Here is an 18,476-nt window from a genome sequence, read left to right as displayed (position 1 = left end):
ATTATTCCAGCAAGCTCCGTAACATCCACGCTGTTTTTTCATGCAGTTGCAGGCGTTGGGTCAATAAGTCAGCGGTGGCTTCGTCAGAGGCTTTTTCTGCTGCCGGGAATACACTGCGCGCCGTGCGACAGACTGCTTCATGACCAGCAACCAGTTCACGGATCATGTCGTTGGCTTTAGGCACATCAATGGTTTCTTCAATCGAGGTCAGTTTGGCAAACTGGGCATAGGTGCCAGGCGCATACACGCCCAATGAACGAATACGCTCCGCCACCAGGTCAACCGCCAGTGCCAGCTCGGTGTACTGGGTTTCAAACATTAGATGCAAAGTGTTGAACATTGGTCCAGTGACGTTCCAATGAAAATAGTGCGTTTTCAAATATAAAGTGTAGGTGTCAGCCAGCAGTTTGGACAAACCCTGCGCGATTTCCTGGCGATTTTCATTGTTAATTCCGATATCCATATGCTCTCCATGGGTGTGATTTATAGATGTGATTTGTTTATTTTAGAACCTCGTCTCCCTGACTGCAATTTGATTTTGCTATAATCATTTAAGTTCACTCTTGCAAAGAAAGAGACAACATATTGTTTTTTAATAAGAAAAAAGTTGCTAACGTCCGTCTTGAAAAAGTTTCGACGGAGAAACAGCTGCGTGATGCCAAACTGCTGCGTGAGGTGTCATGGATTGCGCTGGCCGCATTGGGCGTGTTCCTGGCGGTGATTTTAGCGACTTATTCGCATGAAGATCCAGGCTGGACACATGCGATTGGCGAACATGACATCATCCACAATGCGGGCGGGACTGTGGGCGCCTGGGTGTCAGATATTTTCCTCTCCTTATTTGGTTTTTCATCGTGGTGGTTTGTGGTGCTGGCCTTTTACATGGTCTGGCTCATGTATCAGCGCTTGCATCTGGACCCGGTTGAAAAACATGACTGGTGGTTGAATGGCGTCGGCTTTGCCCTGATGCTGCTGGCTTCTGCAGCGCTTGAGTCCGGTCACCTGGTCAGTTTTCCGGCCGATTTTCCGCTCAAGCAAGGTGGCGTGATTGGTAGTGGCATTGATCATCTGCTACGCAATATGTTTGGATTTGCTGGCTCTACCATGCTGTTGCTGGTGCTGTTTGCCATCTCGTTCAGCCTGTTTACCAGCTGGTCACTGATTGCCATGAGCGAGCAATTGGGCGAGTGGGTGATCCAGTTTTACCAGTGGAGCCTGCTCAAATACCAGGATAGTCAGGACCGTAAAGTGGGTCGCCAGGCATTGCAGGCACGCGAAGAGTTTGTCGAGGCCGAGCGCAAGCGCGTTGAAGACCGCAAGCCGGTTGAAATTACCGTGCCAGAGGTGGTGATTGAACCCAGTGAACGTGTGGTCAAAGAAAAGCAGGCTGTGTTGTTTGCCGCGATTGAGCAGGAAGGCTTGCCGCCACTGCATTTGCTGGACGCGCCTAACCAGTCGGTTGAGTTGCAATCTGCAGAAACACTGGATTTCACCTCGCGCCTGATCGAGCGCAAGCTGATGGACTTTGGCATTGAAGTCAAAGTGGTCACGGCACAACCTGGCCCTGTGATTACACGCTATGAGCTGGACCCGGCGCCTGGCGTGAAGGGTAGCCAGATCACCAACCTGGCCAAAGACCTGGCGCGGGCGCTGTCTGTGATCAGTGTGCGTGTGGTCGAAACTATCCCTGGTAAAAGCTTTATGGGCCTGGAGATTCCTAACCCTAAACGCCAGATTGTGTCGCTGTCTGAAATCATGGGTAGCCAGGCTTATGCCGACCAGAGCTCGCCGCTGGCGATTGCCATGGGTAAAGATATTGCTGGCAAGCCGATTGTGGCTGATCTGGCGAAAATGCCGCATGTGCTGGTGGCAGGTACTACCGGTTCCGGTAAGTCGGTGGCGATTAACGCCCTCATTTTAAGCTTGTTGTATAAGTCAGAAGCCAGTCGCGTGCGCATGATCCTGATCGATCCGAAAATGCTGGAGCTTTCAGTCTATGAAGGTATCCCGCATTTGCTGGCGCCGGTGGTGACGGATATGCGCCAGGCCGCTAACGCATTGAACTGGTGCGTGGCAGAGATGGAGCGTCGCTACAAACTGATGTCTACGCTAGGTGTGCGTAACCTGGCCGGGTATAACCAGAAGATACAGGAAGCGAAAAAGCAGGGCGTCTCGATTCCGCATCCGTTCAGCTTAACGCCGGATGAACCAGAGCCATTGGAAGAAATGCCATTGATCGTGGTGATGATCGACGAATTGGCCGACCTGATGATGGTGGTGGGCAAAAAAGTGGAAGAACTGATTGCACGACTGGCGCAAAAAGCGCGTGCTTCAGGCATCCACCTGGTGCTTGCCACACAGCGGCCATCGGTAGATGTGATTACTGGCCTGATTAAAGCCAATGTGCCGACACGTGTGGCGTTCCAGGTGTCGAGTAAGATTGACTCGCGCACCATCCTGGACCAGATGGGCGCAGAAACTTTGCTGGGGCAGGGCGATATGCTCTACCTGCCGCCAGGCAGCGGTTATCCGCAACGTATTCATGGCGCATTTGTCAGCGATGGCGAAGTGCATAATGTGGTCAATTTCCTTAAGGCACAGGGCGAACCAAACTACATCGAAGGCATTCTCACCAATGAGACTGAGGGCGGCGATCTTGATGCCTTGCCGGGTGGCAGTGATGCTGGCGGTGAAAAAGACCCGTTGTATGATGAAGCGGTGGCCATTGTGTTGAAGACACGCCGTGCTTCAATTTCATCGGTGCAACGTCAACTGCGTATTGGCTATAACCGTGCCGCTAGGTTAATTGAGGATATGGAGCGTGCCGGATTGGTCTCTGCCATGCAAAGTAATGGCAACCGTGAAGTACTCGTAAAAGCTGGAGGGGACCATGAATAAAGAATTGATCAAAGCGCTGATCGCGTTCAGCGCCTGGTGTGTGATGTCAGCGGCATTGGCCGATGGCGTCGATGATTTAAAACAGTTTTATCAAGGCACACAAGCCATGCGTGCCAACTTCAAGCAAACGGTGTTTGACCAAAAAGGGCGCAAATTGCAAGAGGTCAACGGCACCATGTTGTTGCAGCGCCCGAATAAGTTTCGCTGGGATTATCAAAAGCCTTACGAGCAGCAAATTATTAGCGATGGCCGTCAGGTGTTTTTGTTCGATGTCGATTTGCAACAAGTCACTGTGCGCACAGTGGATAAAGTGTTGGGTACCAGTCCGGCCGCACTGTTGGCAGGTGGGCCAAATGTGGAAGAAAGTTTCCGCCTCTCGCGTTTGCTCGACTTTGAAGGGCTGCAGCGCGTGCAGGCTAAACCCAAGCAAAAAGACAGCGGTTTTCAGGTGGTGATTATCTCGTTTGACCATAGCAAATTGGCCGAAATGCGCCTGGTGGATGCTTTTGGGCAAAGCACGCATATTGTGTTTTCCAATGTTGAGGCCAACCCAAGCCTGAATACCAACCAGTTCCTGTTCTCGATTCCCAAAGGGGTAGATGTGGTGGGCGAGTAATCGCCTGCGCATCAAAACTAGCATGTCTTCCCTGTTTGAACCACAAACGCCTGCTTCTGCGCCCCTTGCGGAGCAGCTACGCCCCAAAACCCTGGACGAAGTCGTCGGGCAAACGCATTTACTCGGTGAAGGTAAACCTTTACGCCGCGCGTTTGAGTCTGGCAAATTGCCATCCATGATTTTATGGGGGCCACCGGGTGTCGGTAAAACCACCTTGGCACGCCTGATTGCACAAACCGCAGAGGCTGAGTTTGTGCCTTTGTCCGCTGTGTTGTCGGGCATTAAAGATATCCGCGAAGCCGTAGAGCGTGCTGAGCATACCTTGCAACAAACCGGGCGTAACACCATTTTGTTTGTCGATGAGGTGCACCGGTTTAATAAAGGCCAGCAAGATGCTTTTTTACCGTATGTTGAAAGTGGCCTGATTACGTTTATTGGGGCAACCACTGAAAACCCTTCATTTGAGGTGAACAGCGCACTGTTAAGCCGTGCTCAGGTATTTGTGCTGAATGCATTGACTGAGGAAGAGCTGGCCGAGCTGTTAGAGCGCGCGCGGCTGAAGGTGGCGCCAGACGTCACATTAGATGACACTGTCACCGAACAGATCTTGGCTTACGCTGACGGCGATGCCAGGCGCTTGCTCAATTTCGCCGAAGGCTTGTTCAATGGTGCTGTCTCGGCCAAGATTGACAGTATAGACGAGTCCTTTTTGCAGTCGACCATGGCCAGCAAATTGCGCCGGTTTGACAAAGGTGGCGAAGCTTTTTACGACCAGATTTCTGCCTTGCACAAATCCGTGCGTGGCTCTAACCCTGATGCGGCGCTCTATTGGTTGATGCGTATGCTGGATGGTGGAGCCGAGCCCTTGTACCTGGCGCGCCGCATTATCCGCATGGCCTGGGAAGATATCGGCCTAGCCGATCCACGCGCCATGCAGATCGCCAACGACGCAGCGCTGACATTTGAGCGCCTGGGTAGCCCGGAAGGTGAGCTGGCGCTGGCGCAAGCGGTGATTTACCTGGCCGTGGCCGCCAAAAGCAACGCGGGCTATATGGCCTATAATCAGGCTAAGGCCTTTGTGGCGCAAGACAAGTCCAGGCCGGTGCCGCTACACCTCAGAAATGCGCCGACCAAACTGATGAAAGCGCTGGATTACGGCAAAGAGTATCGTTACGCGCACAATGAGCCTGGCGCCTATGCGGCGGGCGAGCATTACTTTCCAGATGATTTGGAAGCCCAGCCATTTTACCAACCCACACCACGTGGTTTGGAAGGTAAAATAGGCGAAAAATTGCAGCACCTGAAAGAACTGGATAGAAAAGCCAAGAAGTAGTTTGGCCACAGAGGGCACAGAGCTCACAGAGAAAACCACTATGGATGATTTGACTGGTCAGATTATCGGGGCCGCGATTGAGGTACATCGTGAGCTTGGAGTGGGTTTGCTGGAGTGTGTTTACGAAGCTGCCCTTTGCCATGAATTTGGTTTGCGTGGCATTGCATACCGACGTCAGGTTGCAGTGGATGTATTGTATAAAGGTGTAGTGATACAAGGGCAGCGCCTTGATTTATTGGTGCTTGGTGAAGTAATTGTCGAATTGAAAGCGCAATTGAAACTGCCTGAGTTTGCACAAGCACAATTGATTTCATATTTAAAATCAACGGGTCTCAAGCGTGGCCTGTTGATTAATTTTGCAGAGCCTAAATTGGTCAATGGAGTAAAACGGGTTTCTCTGTGAACTCTGTGTTCTCTGTGGCTAAAACAAAGAAAGAACTTATGTTAGACATACAACAACTGAGAAATGATTTGGACAATGTGGTCGCCCGCCTGGCGGCACGCAAGTTTGCTTTTCCGGCAGCGGAGTTCACCGCACTGGAAGCACAACGTAAAACCATTCAGACCAATACCGAGAATCTGCAAGCCAAACGTAATGCTGCTTCCAAGCAAATAGGCATTGCCAAGTCCAAAGGTGAGGATGCCAGTGCGATTTTGGCCGAAGTGGCTGGTTTAGGCGACGAACTAAAAGCCGCAGAAGCACAGTTGAGCGAGATACAAGCCAGCATGCAGGCGCTGATGCTGAATGTGCCTAATTTGCCGCATGAGAGTGTGCCTGTAGGCCAGGATGAAAGCCAAAATGTAGAAGCACGTCGCTGGGGCACGCCACGTAGCTTTGACTTTGAAGTCAAAGACCATGCTGATGTTGGCGCACCATTGGGATTGGATTTTGATACTGGTGCCAAATTGTCAGGTGCGCGTTTTACGCTGATGAAAGGCCAGATTGCCAAATTGCATCGTGCGATTGCCCAGTTTATGCTGGATACGCAAACCGACAAGCATGGCTATACCGAGTGCTATACGCCTTATATGGTTAACCGCGAAACCTTGGTTGGCACCGGCCAATTGCCCAAGTTTGAAGAGGACCTGTTTGCAACGCCGCATAATGACAGCAAACTGTACTTGATCCCCACTTCAGAAGTCACGCTGACCAATACCGTGCGCGACGAGATTGTGGCGGCAGACAGCTTGCCGATTAAATTAACCGCACATACGCCTTGCTTCCGCTCAGAGGCGGGTTCTTATGGCCGTGATACGAAAGGCATGATTCGCCAGCACCAGTTTGATAAGGTTGAAATGGTGCAGATTGTGCATCCTGATACCAGCTATCAGGCGCTGGAAGAAATGGTCGGCCATGCGGAAGCGATTTTGCAGGCACTGGAATTGCCTTATCGTGTCGTTTCATTATGTACTGGCGATATGGGTTTTGGCGCGGCTAAAACTTACGATCTCGAAGTCTGGTTGCCAGCGCAGAATACCTACCGTGAGATTTCTTCTGTGTCTAATTGCGAAGCGTTCCAGGCGCGCCGGTTACAGGCACGTTTCCGCAATGCTAATGGTAAACCAGAGTTGTTGCATACCCTGAACGGGTCTGGTTTGGCGGTGGGGCGTACGCTGGTGGCGGTGCTGGAAAATAACCAGAATGCTGATGGCAGTGTGACGATTCCTAAAGCTTTGCAGCCTTATATGGGTGGCAAGACCTTGCTCAGCGTATAAGCTTAATCGCTGTGTTTAAGATGCCTTGGCTAATAACCAGGGCATTTTTATGTCTGCAATCTTGTAAGGATCTACGCCCGGGTCATAAATCGGGAAGTATTTCTGCATGATCTGGTAATAGCTTCTCACCAGCTCGGTATAAATCACAGGCGCGCCACAGCTACAGTAACCATGCCTGGCGTTGACGTAGTAAGCCGGGTCATTCAGTAGTTGATAGCCACGTTTCACGTCTGCCCAGCTGTCAGGGTTCAATCCTAGTTTTTGCGCGATAATCCGCGCGTCTTCCAGGTGGCCAACACCATTATTGTAGGCGGCCAGCGTCATAAAGGTGCGATCAGGCTCGGGGATGCGTGACGGAATGCGGTCTTTCATCCATAACAGGAATTTGGCGCCGGCCATCACACTTTGCTTAGGGTCCAGCCGGTCAGTGACATTCATCATGTTGGAGGTTTGTTCGGTCAGCATCATCAAACCGCGCACATTGGTTGGCGAGGTGCTGTAATTGTCCCAGTGCGATTCCTGATAGCTTAATGCTGCCAGTAAGCGCCAGTCTATGTCAGTGATCTCCTGCGCGCCTTTAAATAAGCGCACATACCTTGGCAACAGCGTTTGTGATTTGCTTAAAAACGTGGTGACATCCACAGGTTTCAAGCGTTTGGTATGACCATGGTAACGGTCCAGCAGGTTACGCAACGTGCCATCTTTTTCGATTTTCTTGAAAAAGGCCTGTACTTGTTTCAGTCTATCTTCACCATGTAACTTGTTGAGCGCCCAGCCAATTTTATCGGCCTGGCCCAGCATCATGCCTGCATCCAGTTGCGGGTAGTTATATTGCATGATGGCGATGAGGTGATTGTCTGCCACCGTAAAGTCGATCTCGTTACGTGCCACGGCTTCGATCAGTTGCTCCGAGCTGAGTTTGTCGGTTTCTTTCCAGGTCAGGGCGGGGGCTTTTGATTGCAACTCACGCATGCGCTCAACGAAGCTGGTGCTTTTAGGCAGCACAATGCGCTTTTCAAATAAGGCATCGGCGTTATTGGGCTCACTATTCTTGTCACGGTTATACACCACCATGGCCTGCACCTGGTTAAAGGATGGGCCGAACAAGACCTGGCGCTTGCGTGCAGGTGTGATGCTGATGTCAGCCGCAGCAATGTCAGCATCGCCCCTAAGTAGCGTCGGGAACACTTTGGCAAAACTGTCGACCACAATGAATTCGAGTTTGTAGGGCGGGCCTAGAAATTCGACAAAGCGTTTGGCGAGGTCATATTCCAGGCCGGCATAATTATTCTGGCTGTCGATAAAGTAAGTGCTGGGGCTGTTGATGGTGACAAAGCGGATGGTATACGGATCTGGCTTGGGTTTGGTTTGAGCCAGATGTTTTTGGCCACTGTTGTCACTACAGGCGAGCAAGGTGACACATAGCGCGACCAGCATGGTTTTCAACCACACTGACCATATTGACTTGCCTGAACAGAACTGCATAAGACCTGAGTGGCGCTTAAACGCGAGTCTCAATCTGCCCTTGGTCCGCAATCAGGATGGTGCTTGCCAGTTTGGCAAAAATGCCGTGTTCAATGACGCCGGGGATATTGTTAATCAAGACATTCAAGCGATCAGCATCTAGGCTGGCATCAAAGCGCATATCGAGCACCAGGCTGCCGTAACTGGTGATAGATAAACCGTCTTTGGCCACATTCTGGCGCAGCTCACCGACGCCGCCAATCGCTTCCAGGCTGCGTTTGGCCGCCTGCCAGGCAAAAGGCATCACTTCAATCGGGATCGCAAAGTTTTCACCAATACGGCTAACCAGTTTGCTTTTATCTGCAACCACAATGAATTGTTTGGCTGCCTTGGCCAGCAGCTTTTCCATCACCAGGTCATAGCCACGGCCTTTGAGTAAAGCATTGTCTGGTGTGATTTCGTCTGCACCATCCACATACAGGTCGATCTGGCTGAGTTGCGATAAGCTCAACACGGTGAGTCCGGCGGATTGCGCCTTGATCATGCTGATATTGGAACTGGCAACGGTGGTGATGCGTAAATGCTCGGTGCGCTGGCGTTCGGCCAGTGCGTCGATAAAGTAATTGGCTGTGGATCCTGTGCCCAGGCCTACGATCATGTCATTTTTAACGTAGCTGGCGGCTTCCAGCGCGACGGCTTGTTTATCGTTCATATATTGTTCTCCGTGCTGGTATCTCTGGTTCGCTCGGGCGTCTTGCGTGTCATTCAGTCACTGTCTGTGGACGCTTGCAGTTATAATAGCAAACTCGGCAGATTCGCCAAGAAATACTCGTCTAACCCAAGCAATAAGATTCTAATTTTTTATGGCAGTTTCACTCCCCGTTATCGGGCATCCACAGCGTTTTTCTTTTCAAAGTCAGGGCCTGGATAGCCGGGCATTGGCCGAACTGGCCTGTGGTTTAAAAGCAACAAATACACCGCTGGTGGTGCTCACCGCGAGTGCGTTTGAAGCGCAACGCCTGATGGACGAGATTCCATTTTTTGGCAAAGACATTCAGGTACATTTGCTGCCAGATTGGGAAACCCTGCCTTACGATGTGTTTTCGCCCCACCCGGACTTGACCTCCGAACGCTTGGCGACGCTCTATCAACTGAGTCAGAATCAAAGCAATATCGTGATTGTACCGATGGCGACGGCGCTGCTCAGGTTGCCACCGGTCGCTTATTTGGCGGCGCATACTTTTATGCTCAAAAAAGGGCAGAAGCTGGACGTCGACGCCTTACGCAATCAGTGTGCTCAGGCAGGTTACCATCATGTCAGCCAGGTGATGGGGCCAGGCGAATTTAGCGTACGCGGCGGCCTGGTCGATTTGTATCCCATGGGTAGTGCGTTTCCGTACCGTATAGACCTGTTCGACGATGAAATCGAGACCATACGTACATTTGATATCGATACCCAGCGCAGCGTGTATCCGGTGCCAGAAATCCGTATGCTGCCTGCGCGCGAGTTCCCGATGGATGAAGCGGCGATTACGCGTTTCCGCAGCCAGTTCCGGGAGTATTTTGAGGGCGACCCTCAACGTGCAAAAATCTATAAGGATGTCAGCAAAGGCACGCCTAGTGGCGGTGTAGAGTGGTACCTACCTTTGTTCTTTGAACAAACGGCTACCTTGTTCGATTACCTGCCTGCACAAACCGTGTTGTGCCTGCATGGTGACCTCGATAAAGCCGCACAAACCTTTTGGACTGATGCCAATAGCCGTTACAAGCTGATGGCATATGATCCAGAAAAACCGATTATGCGGCCGGAAAGCCTGCTGCAAAAAGCCGATGAGTTTTTCAAGCAAACGCATGCATTTGCCCTGGTGAACCAGCAACTGGATATTAAAAAAATATTGCCTGCTGTCGATGTCGACCGTCGTGCAGAGCAGCCCTTACATAAGTTGCAAGGCTTTATCAGCCAGTTTGGTGGACGTGTGTTGATCGCGGCTGAGAGCTTGGGTCGTCGTGAAACCATTGCCCAATTATTTGCAGAACACGGCCTGACTTTCTCATTGGCTGAAGACTGGGCCGGCTTTGCACAGTCTAACTTCCCGGTGATGCTAGGTGTGGCGCCACTGCATCAAGGCATGGTTGATGGCGATTTAGCTGTCATCACTGAAGCTGAGTTATATGCCAGCACGGTACGTCAGCAGCGCCGCCGCAACCAGGAAAAAGCACGCAATGCCGAGGGTATGCTTAAAGACTTGTCCGAGCTGCGGCTGGACGACCCGGTGGTGCATGAGCAGCACGGGGTAGGACGTTATAAAGGCCTGGTCAATATCGATTTTGGTGAAGGCGAAACCGAGTTATTGCTGATTGAGTACTTTGGCGATGACAAATTGTATGTGCCAGTGTCGCAATTATTCCTGATTTCACGCTACTCCGGCGGCCCGCCAGAGAGCGCGCCATTGCATCGCCTGGGCAGCGGTCAATGGGATAAAGCCAAGAAAAAAGCGCTCAAGCAAATCCGCGATACGGCCGCAGAATTACTGAATCTTTACGCCCAGCGTGCGTCACGCCGCGGCCATGCTTTTACGTTGAGTCTGCATGATTACGAAGCTTTCTGTGAAGGTTTCCCGTTTGAAGAGACGCCAGACCAGCTGGAGGCGATTGAAAACGTCATCAAGGACATGCAGTCCGGCCGACCCATGGATAGACTGGTTTGTGGCGATGTGGGCTTTGGTAAGACCGAAGTGGCGTTACGTGCCGCGTTTGTTGCTGTTATGGGTGGCCGCCAAGTCGCGGTGTTAGTGCCAACCACGCTGTTGGCCGAGCAGCATTACCAGAACTTCTGTGACCGCTTTGCCGAATGGCCGATCAAGATTGCCGAGATCTCACGTTTTAGGACTGCCAAAGAGCAGGCCGAGGCACTCAAAGGCCTGGCTGATGGCAGCATTGATATCATCATCGGTACCCACCGGTTGATCCAGAAAGATGTACAGTTCAAAAACCTGGGCCTGGCCATTTTGGACGAAGAACACCGTTTTGGCGTACGCCAGAAAGAGCAGATGAAAGCGCTGCGTGCCGAGGTTGATGTGCTCACACTGACGGCGACGCCGATTCCGCGCACCCTGAGCATGGCGATGGAAGGCTTGCGGGAATTTTCTGTCATTTCGACACCGCCACAAAAACGTCTGGCGATTAAAACTTTCCACACGCCATATTCCGATGGCATTATCCGCGAAGCGGTGATGCGTGAATTCAAGCGTGGTGGTCAGGTCTATTTCCTGCATAACGAGGTGGATACTATCTACGTGATGAAGGAAAAACTGGAGAAAATTGTCCCCGAAGCCCGCATCGCGATCGGTCACGGCCAGTTGCGTGAGCGCGAGCTCGAACATGTCATGCGCGATTTTTACCAGCAGCGCGCCAACCTGTTGCTGTGTACCACCATTGTCGAAACCGGGATTGACGTACCCACCGCCAACACCATGATTATCAACAAAGCCGATATGTTCGGCCTGGCGCAATTGCACCAGCTACGTGGTCGTGTGGGCCGCAGCCACCATCAGGCGTATACCTATTTACTGACTGACCCGGACCGCAATATTACGCCACAAGCGCAAAAACGCCTGGATGCGATCCAGTTACTGGAAGATCTGGGTGCTGGCTTCCACCTGGCGATGCATGACCTTGAGATTCGCGGTGCAGGGGAGTTGCTGGGCGATAGCCAGAGCGGTGAGATGCAAGAAATCGGTTTTAATCTGTATTCGGATATGCTCAATCACGCCGTCAAGCAGCTCAAGGCCGGTAAAGAGCCTGACCTTGATGCGCCATTAGGCGTGACGACGGAAATCAACCTGCATACGCCCGCGCTGTTGCCGAATAATTACTGCCCTGACGTGCATGAGCGGCTGGTGATTTATAAACGCTTAGCCAATTGTGAAGATGATGACGCACTCGACGCCATGCAGGAAGAGCTGATTGACCGCTTTGGCCTACTGCCAGAAACGGGCGAAGCGCTGGTTGCTTGCCACCGCTTGCGTATCGCTGCTAAACCGCTGGGTATTGTCAAAATCGACGCATCAGATGCGGCTATTCAATTACAGTTTAATGTGAAGGCCGACCTGGATCCTATGAAGTTGATCAGCCTGTTACAGCGCGACAAACGTTGTCGTATGAATGGGCCTGATAAATTACGGATGACGGTGCACATTGGCAATCTGGCGCACAAAATGACAATGGTGAAAGAGTTATTGAGCCAGTTTAGTTAATAAGTTATTCGTCAATTAAAGAATGGTTTGAATCATATTGATTAACTGATGAGTAAAGATTGATGGTCAATCAGATAGCCAATTAAGTTACTTTGTGTGCTCTGCCCGGTTAACGCGTATAAATCAGTGTTCATTAGAACGATATGTGCATTTTGATTCGATACGTTATTTAATTGGCCATTGTAGCTAATGGTAATTTCAGTGTTACCGTCTTGTGTCAGGATCTCAAGATAATCTTGAAGGTTGCTTTGAGTTTCACTTAGTAGAAAGTCTCTTAAATCTAAAGCATCACCCTGCATAATCGAAAAATCAGTGATTGTGTCAGTGCTGTTTGGGTACCACGAATCTGAAAAGGTCCACTTGAACACATCTGCACCTAATCCACCCGAGAGAGTGTCATTGCCTCCACCGCCGATCAGTGTATCGTTACCGACTCCGCCAGAAAGGACGTTATTTGCGGTATTTCCCGTGATGAGATTGTTTAAGTCGTTGCCAATACCATTGATGGTAGTTGTGCCTGAGAGGGTTAGGTTTTCAAGGTTGCTGCCCAATGTATAACTAATGCTGGCATTGACGAGATCAGTACCCTGATTGGAGTCCTCGTGAATGATATCTCCGGTACTATTGACATAGTAAGTATCGTCGCCATTGCCACCTGTAAGGATGTCATTCCCTGCAGATGATAAAAATGTATCGTTGCCATTACCGCCAATTAGTTGGTCATTTTTGTCACTGCCGCCATAGATATTACCTGAACTGCTACTGATAACTACATTCTGCGCACCGTAGGCTATTTGTGCATATTCAACATTGGGGTATAGGTCCATATTAATGCTGACATACGCGAAGATGTGGTCTACCCCAGAATCATTCGACGATTCATAAATCACGTCCGCACTATTGCGAATAATGTAGGTGTCGCTCCCTTGTCCTCCCACCAGAGTGTTGGTACCTTCGCCACCATCAAGGTAGTCTTCGCCGCTGCCGCCATAGAGGGTATCGTTTCCAGCGCCACCGCTTATTGAGTTGCCGTCGTTGTTCCCCCATATATAATTGTCTAGTGCATTACCATATAGATTGATTCCGGCAGAGCTTGGACCATCTACCCGGATCACCGACTGCGCATCCAGATTCTCGATGTTGTCGAGTAATGTTAGAGAGTAACCACCTGGAGCATTGCCCCGTAGCACCAATGTATCATTTCCTGCATTCTTGGCTTCGATGATGGTGTCTTCCAACGTTAAATAACTGCCTAGGAAAACGTTTCCCGAGTAACGCGCCTTTACTTGTAAGTCAACGATGTAAGTATCATTGCCAGCACCACCGATGAGTTTGTCTACGCCAGCGCCACCATCGAGGATGTTATTGCCAGCATTGCCAGTGATGGTGTTTGCGAGTGCGTTACCAGTCCCGTTAATGGCTGCGGTCCCACCGTTTGCAGAGCCATTAGTCAGAGTCAGGTTCTCAACGTTATCAGAGAGTGTATAGCTAACGCTTGCTTTAACGAGGTCAGTGCCTTCATTGAGGTTCTCAATGACTTCATCATCTTCGTCATCGACAATATAGGTATCGTTGCCTTTGCCACCACGTAAGGAGTCAATGCCACCTTTGCCATCAAGGATGTTGTTCACTGCATTGCCTGTGATGATGTTTGCATCATCGTTACCGATGCCATTGATAGCAGCGGCGCCAGTCAGTTCCAGGTTCTCAATGTTTGCGCCCAGCGTGTAACTGACGCTGGCTTTGACGAGGTCAGTGCCTTCATTAGAGTCTTCGGTCACGATATCAGCGATATTATCGACGATGTAAGTATCATCGCCATCGCCACCGATCATGGTATCGATCCCGGCGCCGCCGTTAAGTGTATCGTTACCAAGGCCACCTGTTAAAGTATTTGCTGCAGCATTCCCGGTCAGGACATTATTTGCATCGTTGCCAGCGAGGTTCAGTTTACTAGTTGCAGTCAGGCTTGCATCCAGGTTTTCTACGTTGGCCAGGCCAGCGCTAAGAGTAAGAGTCGTAGCCGTTGTGAGCTTAATGTTGCCTCTTAATTGAATCGTATCGCTGCCAGCACCAGATGCATCTTCAATGATAATATCTTGTAAGGCCGCTGTAGTGACTCCGGCATTGATATTAGTAATAAGGTCTACAATATATGTGTCACTGCTATTTCCACCTACCAAGGTGTCTACACCTGCACCACCATCAAAAATATGGGAGTAGTCATTGCCAATGATGTAGTTGGCTGAGTTGTTGCCGATAAGGTGAGAGAATGCACCATAGGTGTTAGTCGCATCTAAATTTTCTACATTGAGGGGCATGAGGTATTTGTTCAGGAGGCCATTATTGCCTGCTGCAGAGAGAATAATGCTATCTATACCAGCATTCAGGCTCTCTATAACGGTATCTTGCGTCACCGGTTTGGCGCTACTCGCAAATAAGTAAGTCACTTCATAGATGTCATTGCCAGCTCCGCCAATCAGTGTGTCTGAGCCATCCCCGCCACCGCCTAACCGATTATTGCCTGCATTGCCCCTAATAGTATTGTTTAATTCGTTACCATAGCCATCAATGTTTTCTGTACCCGTTAAAGTGAGATTCTCAACGTTGTAGTTCAGTGCAAAACTGACCGATGACAAGACGATATCAATGCCGCCAGCGGCACCTGCAAGCGTTTCAATGGCTTGGTCGTTAATATCATCAACAATGTAGGTATCGTTGCCCGCGCCACCTTGCATGTCATCCCGGTTGCCACCACCATCTAAAATGTTGTTGCCGGCGTTACCGATCAACAAGTTGCTGCCATCGTTACCTGTTGCATTTAAATTGGCTGTGCCAAGCAGAGTGAGGTATTCAACGTTTGCGTAATTTGCGAGTGACAGACTAATAGATGAGTTAATCGTATCTATGCCTTCATCTGCCAGAACATGATCGGTATTTTCCAACTCGACAATCACATCCTTAATATTATCTACGTAATAAGTATCCCAGCCCTTACCACCGATCATGGTGTCTGCGCCTGCGCCACCGTTAAGGATGTCGTTACCTAAACCGCCCTCCAGCTTATTCCCGGCACTATTGCCTATGAGCGTATTGTCTTCGTCGTTCCCCTTGAGCGTTAGCTTCGTGACTCCTGTGGCAGAGGCATCAAGCGTCTCGATGTTTGTCCAGCGGGTAAGTGAGATATCAATAGCTGTGGCAAGATTAGCGGTGCCACGTAGTTTGACGGTATCGATTCCTTCGGTAGTACCGTTGTGTTCAGTGACAGTGTCTTCAAAGTTGATGTTACCAGCTGAAACTTTGAGGTCTAATACATAGGTATCGTTACCGAGTCCGCCGATGAGAGTGTCAGCACCCACCCCGCCATCAAGGATGTTATTAGCATCATTGCCTGTGAGGGTGTTGGCGAGTGCGTTACCAGTGAGGTTGAGCTTGGTAGAACCTGTTAATGATGCGTTAAGGTTCTCGAGGTTAGTACCGAGGGTGAGGGTGGTAAAGGTGGTCGGGTCAGTAGAGCCACCACGCAATATCACGGTATCGTTCCCCGAGCCTGCGGCAGCGGTTTCAGTGATGGTATCTTGCAGGGCGACTTTGTAATTTGCTGTGGTTGTGCCCGTACGGACGAGGTCCACAATGTATGTATCATCACCCGCGCCGCCGATGAGCTTGTCTACGCCTGCGCCACCGTCGAGGATGTCATTGCCAGCAGCGCCGTTGAGTGTATCGACCCCATCATTTCCATAGAGCGAGTTGTTAGCATCATTACCAGTCATGATGTTACCAAGATCGTTGCCTGTGCCGTCAATGCCATCGGTTCCGATTAAAATCAGGTTCTCAACATGATCTGAGAGGGTATATGTCACGCTGGTTTTAACAAGATCGGTGCCTTCGTTAGAAAATTCAGTAATGACATCATTGATGTTATCAACAATATAAGTATCGTTACCTTTACCACCAACTAAGGTATCAGCACCAAGGCTGCCATCAATGGTGTCATCACCGCCCGCGCCCTCGAGGCGATTGTCGGCACTGTTGCCTGTAATCTTGTCACCTCCACTGCCACCAATCGCGTTTTCGATCACAACGTTAAATGCAATCGCAATATTGTCTTTTTGGACAAAGTTATTGTTAACGCCAACTTTAAATGTTTTGCCGAGCTGGCTAAACGATCCTGCTTCAAGGTTAATCACGCCGCCAATTGACGATGCATATTTGATGGTGTCATTACCACCTGCATCCCAAATGGTTTGGTAGTAACGCTGTGATGATGAAAATTCATATACGGTATCATCAGCGTTGTAGCTATTGTTTGCGCCGTACAAGTACTGCAGAGCCAGTATGTCATACAGCATGGGCGTCGTTGGGTAGTACTCATTCCGCCCATCAAAATTAATCCCAGGCTGGTCCGAGTAACTCATGACGGTATATTGAATGTAATCCAGGTTGGTAGGGAGGCCGAGATCGCCATCCTCTTCAGCAAACGAATGATCTAGCCCCAATGAATGCCCGATTTCATGCAGGCCAACAAAATAACCCATCGCGCCTGTTGAGAAGTTATTCCCGGTTTGATCAGGCTGGTTTTTGTTAAACCAGATATCCCCGCTTCTTGTATAAGGAAGAATATCAGGGTAATGCCAGTCTGGATCAACGTTGTAAGAGTATGCGTAGGTTTCGGGTGACATAGCACCGTCTAAGGTAAATCCGAAACGGATATCGCCCACTGCACTAGGCGTTTCATCGACCTTAATAAAGTTCAGGTTGGCGACACTGGCCCAAGCATTTAATGCCTGCGTGATGCCATTTTGTTGGCTGGCGCTAAGTGGTGTAAGCGACACATAATCTGGGGTGCCGTCGGATGTTGGGTCAAAGATACCATAGCCATTAATAAAGTCTTGAGACCAATATTCGTCGCTTCTAGATGTCGGAAAACTATAATAAACCGTTGCAGCACTGCCTAAAGATCCGCCCCATTTGTTACCCAGCAACAATACGTTTATGTAAGGGTTACTTGAGCTTGAGCTCGCGTCAAATATTGAGATTTCGCTGGTGGTATCAGGGGTGGGGGCGGTCATATTAGCTCAATAATTTGTTTATAACTCAATCACGAGAGAATGCTGATTTTTACGCATTCTCTCGTATCACAAAGTGACTCAGTCAGTTTGATTGAGTTTTTAGTCGATCAGCAAGTAATTGTTTTGCGTCAGATAGCCAATCAGCTGCGCGTCATTAGTTGTGTTCGTAGTAGTGAAAAGGTTCGTATTGGATAAGACGATACGTGCATCTTCTTTGGTGTCGTCATAAACACCACCAGTAAAGTTGCCGTCTGAACTAATACGGATCTGTGTCGCGCCGTTTTCAAAGACGATATCAATATAATTTTCGATATTTGAATCGTCTATGAGCAAGTCTCTGAAGTCCAGTTGGTCACCTTGAGTGATTGAGAAGTCAGTGATCGTATCTGTACTATTGGAGATATTTCCAGCAGAGCCTAAGTCATCAGCACCCCACTTGAACACATCAGCGCCTAGCCCCCCTTTCAGAGTATCACTGCCTTTGCCTCCGATGAGGGTATCGTTACCAGCACCACCATCAAGGATATTGTTAGCATCATTGCCAGTGAGAGTGTTGGCGAGTGCGTTACCAGTGAGGTTGAGCTTGGTTAAGCCTGTATCTGAGGCATTTAGATTTTCGAGGTTCGCACCGAGGGTGAGGGTAGTTGCATTGGCCATGGTGCTGAAGTCAGTGCCACTGAGTAAGCGCAGTTGCACGGTATCACTGCCTGCATTAGCGGCTTCAGTGATGGTATCTTGCAGAGCGACCTTGAAGTTAGCAGCGGTAGTGCCTGTACGAACGAGGTCGACGATGTAGGTATCATCACCAGCGCCGCCGATGAGTTTGTCTACGCCAGCGCCACCATCGAGGATGTTATTGCCAGCATTGCCAGTGATGGTGTTTGCGAGTGCGTTACCAGTCCCGTTAATGGCTGCGGTCCCACCGTTTGCAGAGCCATTAGTCAGAGTCAGGTTCTCAACGTTATCAGAGAGTGTATAGCTAACGCTTGCTTTAACGAGGTCGATGCCTTCATTGAGGTTCTCAATGACTTCATCATCTTCGTCATCGACGATATAGGTATCGTTGCCTTTGCCACCCTCCATACGGTCAGCACCTGCACCGCCATCCAGAACGTTGTTAC

Annotated in this window: 11 protein-coding genes; 6 read left to right on the top strand and 5 right to left on the bottom strand. The window is 50.0% G+C overall.

Going from position 1 to position 18,476, the window contains the following annotated elements; genetic code table 11:
* Window position 1: 1 nt before the first annotated feature.
* Complete coding sequence (locus OH31_RS00055) at window positions 2-463, bottom strand: Dps family protein (protein ID WP_019882731.1); 462 nt, start codon at window positions 461-463, stop codon at window positions 2-4.
* 122 nt (window positions 464-585) lie between these two features.
* On the opposite strand from OH31_RS00055, the gene OH31_RS00050 reads away from it, so the two are divergent.
* The 5 genes from OH31_RS00050 to serS are packed head-to-tail and all read left to right on the top strand — an operon-like array spanning window position 586 to window position 6,563.
* Window positions 586-2,898, top strand: a complete 2,313-nt coding sequence (locus OH31_RS00050; RefSeq protein WP_024929112.1) for a DNA translocase FtsK — start codon at window positions 586-588, stop codon at window positions 2,896-2,898.
* A complete protein-coding gene (gene lolA, locus OH31_RS00045; protein WP_024929111.1) occupies window positions 2,891-3,514 on the top strand; it encodes an outer membrane lipoprotein chaperone LolA in 624 nt (207 codons plus the stop codon). Before OH31_RS00050 ends, lolA begins: the two co-directional genes overlap by 8 nt.
* A 22-nt stretch (window positions 3,515-3,536) precedes the next feature.
* The gene (locus tag OH31_RS00040) at window positions 3,537-4,847 is read left to right on the top strand and encodes a replication-associated recombination protein A (protein ID WP_024929110.1); all 1,311 of its coding nucleotides are present in this window, start codon (window positions 3,537-3,539) and stop codon (window positions 4,845-4,847) included.
* A 40-nt stretch (window positions 4,848-4,887) separates the two neighbouring features.
* Window positions 4,888-5,250, top strand: coding sequence for a GxxExxY protein (locus tag OH31_RS14555; RefSeq protein WP_051502151.1), 363 nt, complete (start codon window positions 4,888-4,890; stop codon window positions 5,248-5,250).
* Window positions 5,251-5,288: 38 nt separating this feature from the next.
* Window positions 5,289-6,563, top strand: coding sequence for a serine--tRNA ligase (serS, locus tag OH31_RS00030; RefSeq protein WP_024929108.1), 1,275 nt, complete (start codon window positions 5,289-5,291; stop codon window positions 6,561-6,563).
* A gap of 15 nt (window positions 6,564-6,578) precedes the next feature.
* On the opposite strand, the gene mltF is transcribed toward serS, so the two are convergent.
* Together mltF and rpiA are read right to left on the bottom strand one after the other, a co-directional pair.
* On the bottom strand, window positions 6,579-8,048 hold the full coding sequence (gene mltF, locus OH31_RS00025; protein ID WP_036298427.1) for a membrane-bound lytic murein transglycosylase MltF: 1,470 nt from the start codon (window positions 8,046-8,048) through the stop codon (window positions 6,579-6,581).
* Window positions 8,049-8,064: 16 nt separating this feature from the next.
* A complete protein-coding gene (gene rpiA / locus OH31_RS00020) occupies window positions 8,065-8,739 on the bottom strand; it encodes a ribose-5-phosphate isomerase RpiA (protein ID WP_024929106.1) in 675 nt (224 codons plus the stop codon).
* Window positions 8,740-8,890: 151 nt separating this feature from the next.
* On the opposite strand from rpiA, the gene mfd reads away from it, so the two are divergent.
* Window positions 8,891-12,283, top strand: coding sequence for a transcription-repair coupling factor (gene mfd, locus OH31_RS00015; protein WP_024929105.1), 3,393 nt, complete (start codon window positions 8,891-8,893; stop codon window positions 12,281-12,283).
* A 41-nt stretch (window positions 12,284-12,324) separates the two neighbouring features.
* On the opposite strand, the gene OH31_RS15330 is transcribed toward mfd, so the two are convergent.
* Window positions 12,325-17,355, bottom strand: coding sequence for a type I secretion C-terminal target domain-containing protein (locus OH31_RS15330; protein ID WP_024929104.1), 5,031 nt, complete (start codon window positions 17,353-17,355; stop codon window positions 12,325-12,327).
* Between the two features lie 99 nt (window positions 17,356-17,454).
* The coding region (locus tag OH31_RS14275; RefSeq protein ID WP_036298422.1) for a calcium-binding protein at window positions 17,455-18,476 on the bottom strand (1,022 nt) is incomplete at its 5' end.

This window comes from Methylophilus sp. OH31 (assembly GCF_000576615.1).
Lineage (GTDB): Bacteria > Pseudomonadota > Gammaproteobacteria > Burkholderiales > Methylophilaceae > Methylophilus.
The sequence above is the reverse complement of the archived record's forward strand: the minus strand, read 5'-3'. Positions and strand labels throughout refer to the sequence as shown.

What these genes read in the sequence shown, in the direction of transcription:
- mltF (WP_036298427.1), bottom strand. Translation starts at nt 8,048, where the DNA reads ATGCAGTTCTGTTCAGGCAAGTCAATATGGTCAGTGTGGTTGAAAACC.
- OH31_RS15330 (WP_024929104.1), bottom strand. Translation starts at nt 17,355, where the DNA reads ATGACCGCCCCCACCCCTGATACCACCAGCGAAATCTCAATATTTGAC.
- serS (WP_024929108.1), top strand. Translation starts at nt 5,289, where the DNA reads ATGTTAGACATACAACAACTGAGAAATGATTTGGACAATGTGGTCGCC.
- mfd (WP_024929105.1), top strand. Translation starts at nt 8,891, where the DNA reads ATGGCAGTTTCACTCCCCGTTATCGGGCATCCACAGCGTTTTTCTTTT.
- rpiA (WP_024929106.1), bottom strand. Translation starts at nt 8,739, where the DNA reads ATGAACGATAAACAAGCCGTCGCGCTGGAAGCCGCCAGCTACGTTAAA.
- OH31_RS00055 (WP_019882731.1), bottom strand. Translation starts at nt 463, where the DNA reads ATGGATATCGGAATTAACAATGAAAATCGCCAGGAAATCGCGCAGGGT.
- lolA (WP_024929111.1), top strand. Translation starts at nt 2,891, where the DNA reads ATGAATAAAGAATTGATCAAAGCGCTGATCGCGTTCAGCGCCTGGTGT.
- OH31_RS00040 (WP_024929110.1), top strand. Translation starts at nt 3,537, where the DNA reads ATGTCTTCCCTGTTTGAACCACAAACGCCTGCTTCTGCGCCCCTTGCG.
- OH31_RS14555 (WP_051502151.1), top strand. Translation starts at nt 4,888, where the DNA reads ATGGATGATTTGACTGGTCAGATTATCGGGGCCGCGATTGAGGTACAT.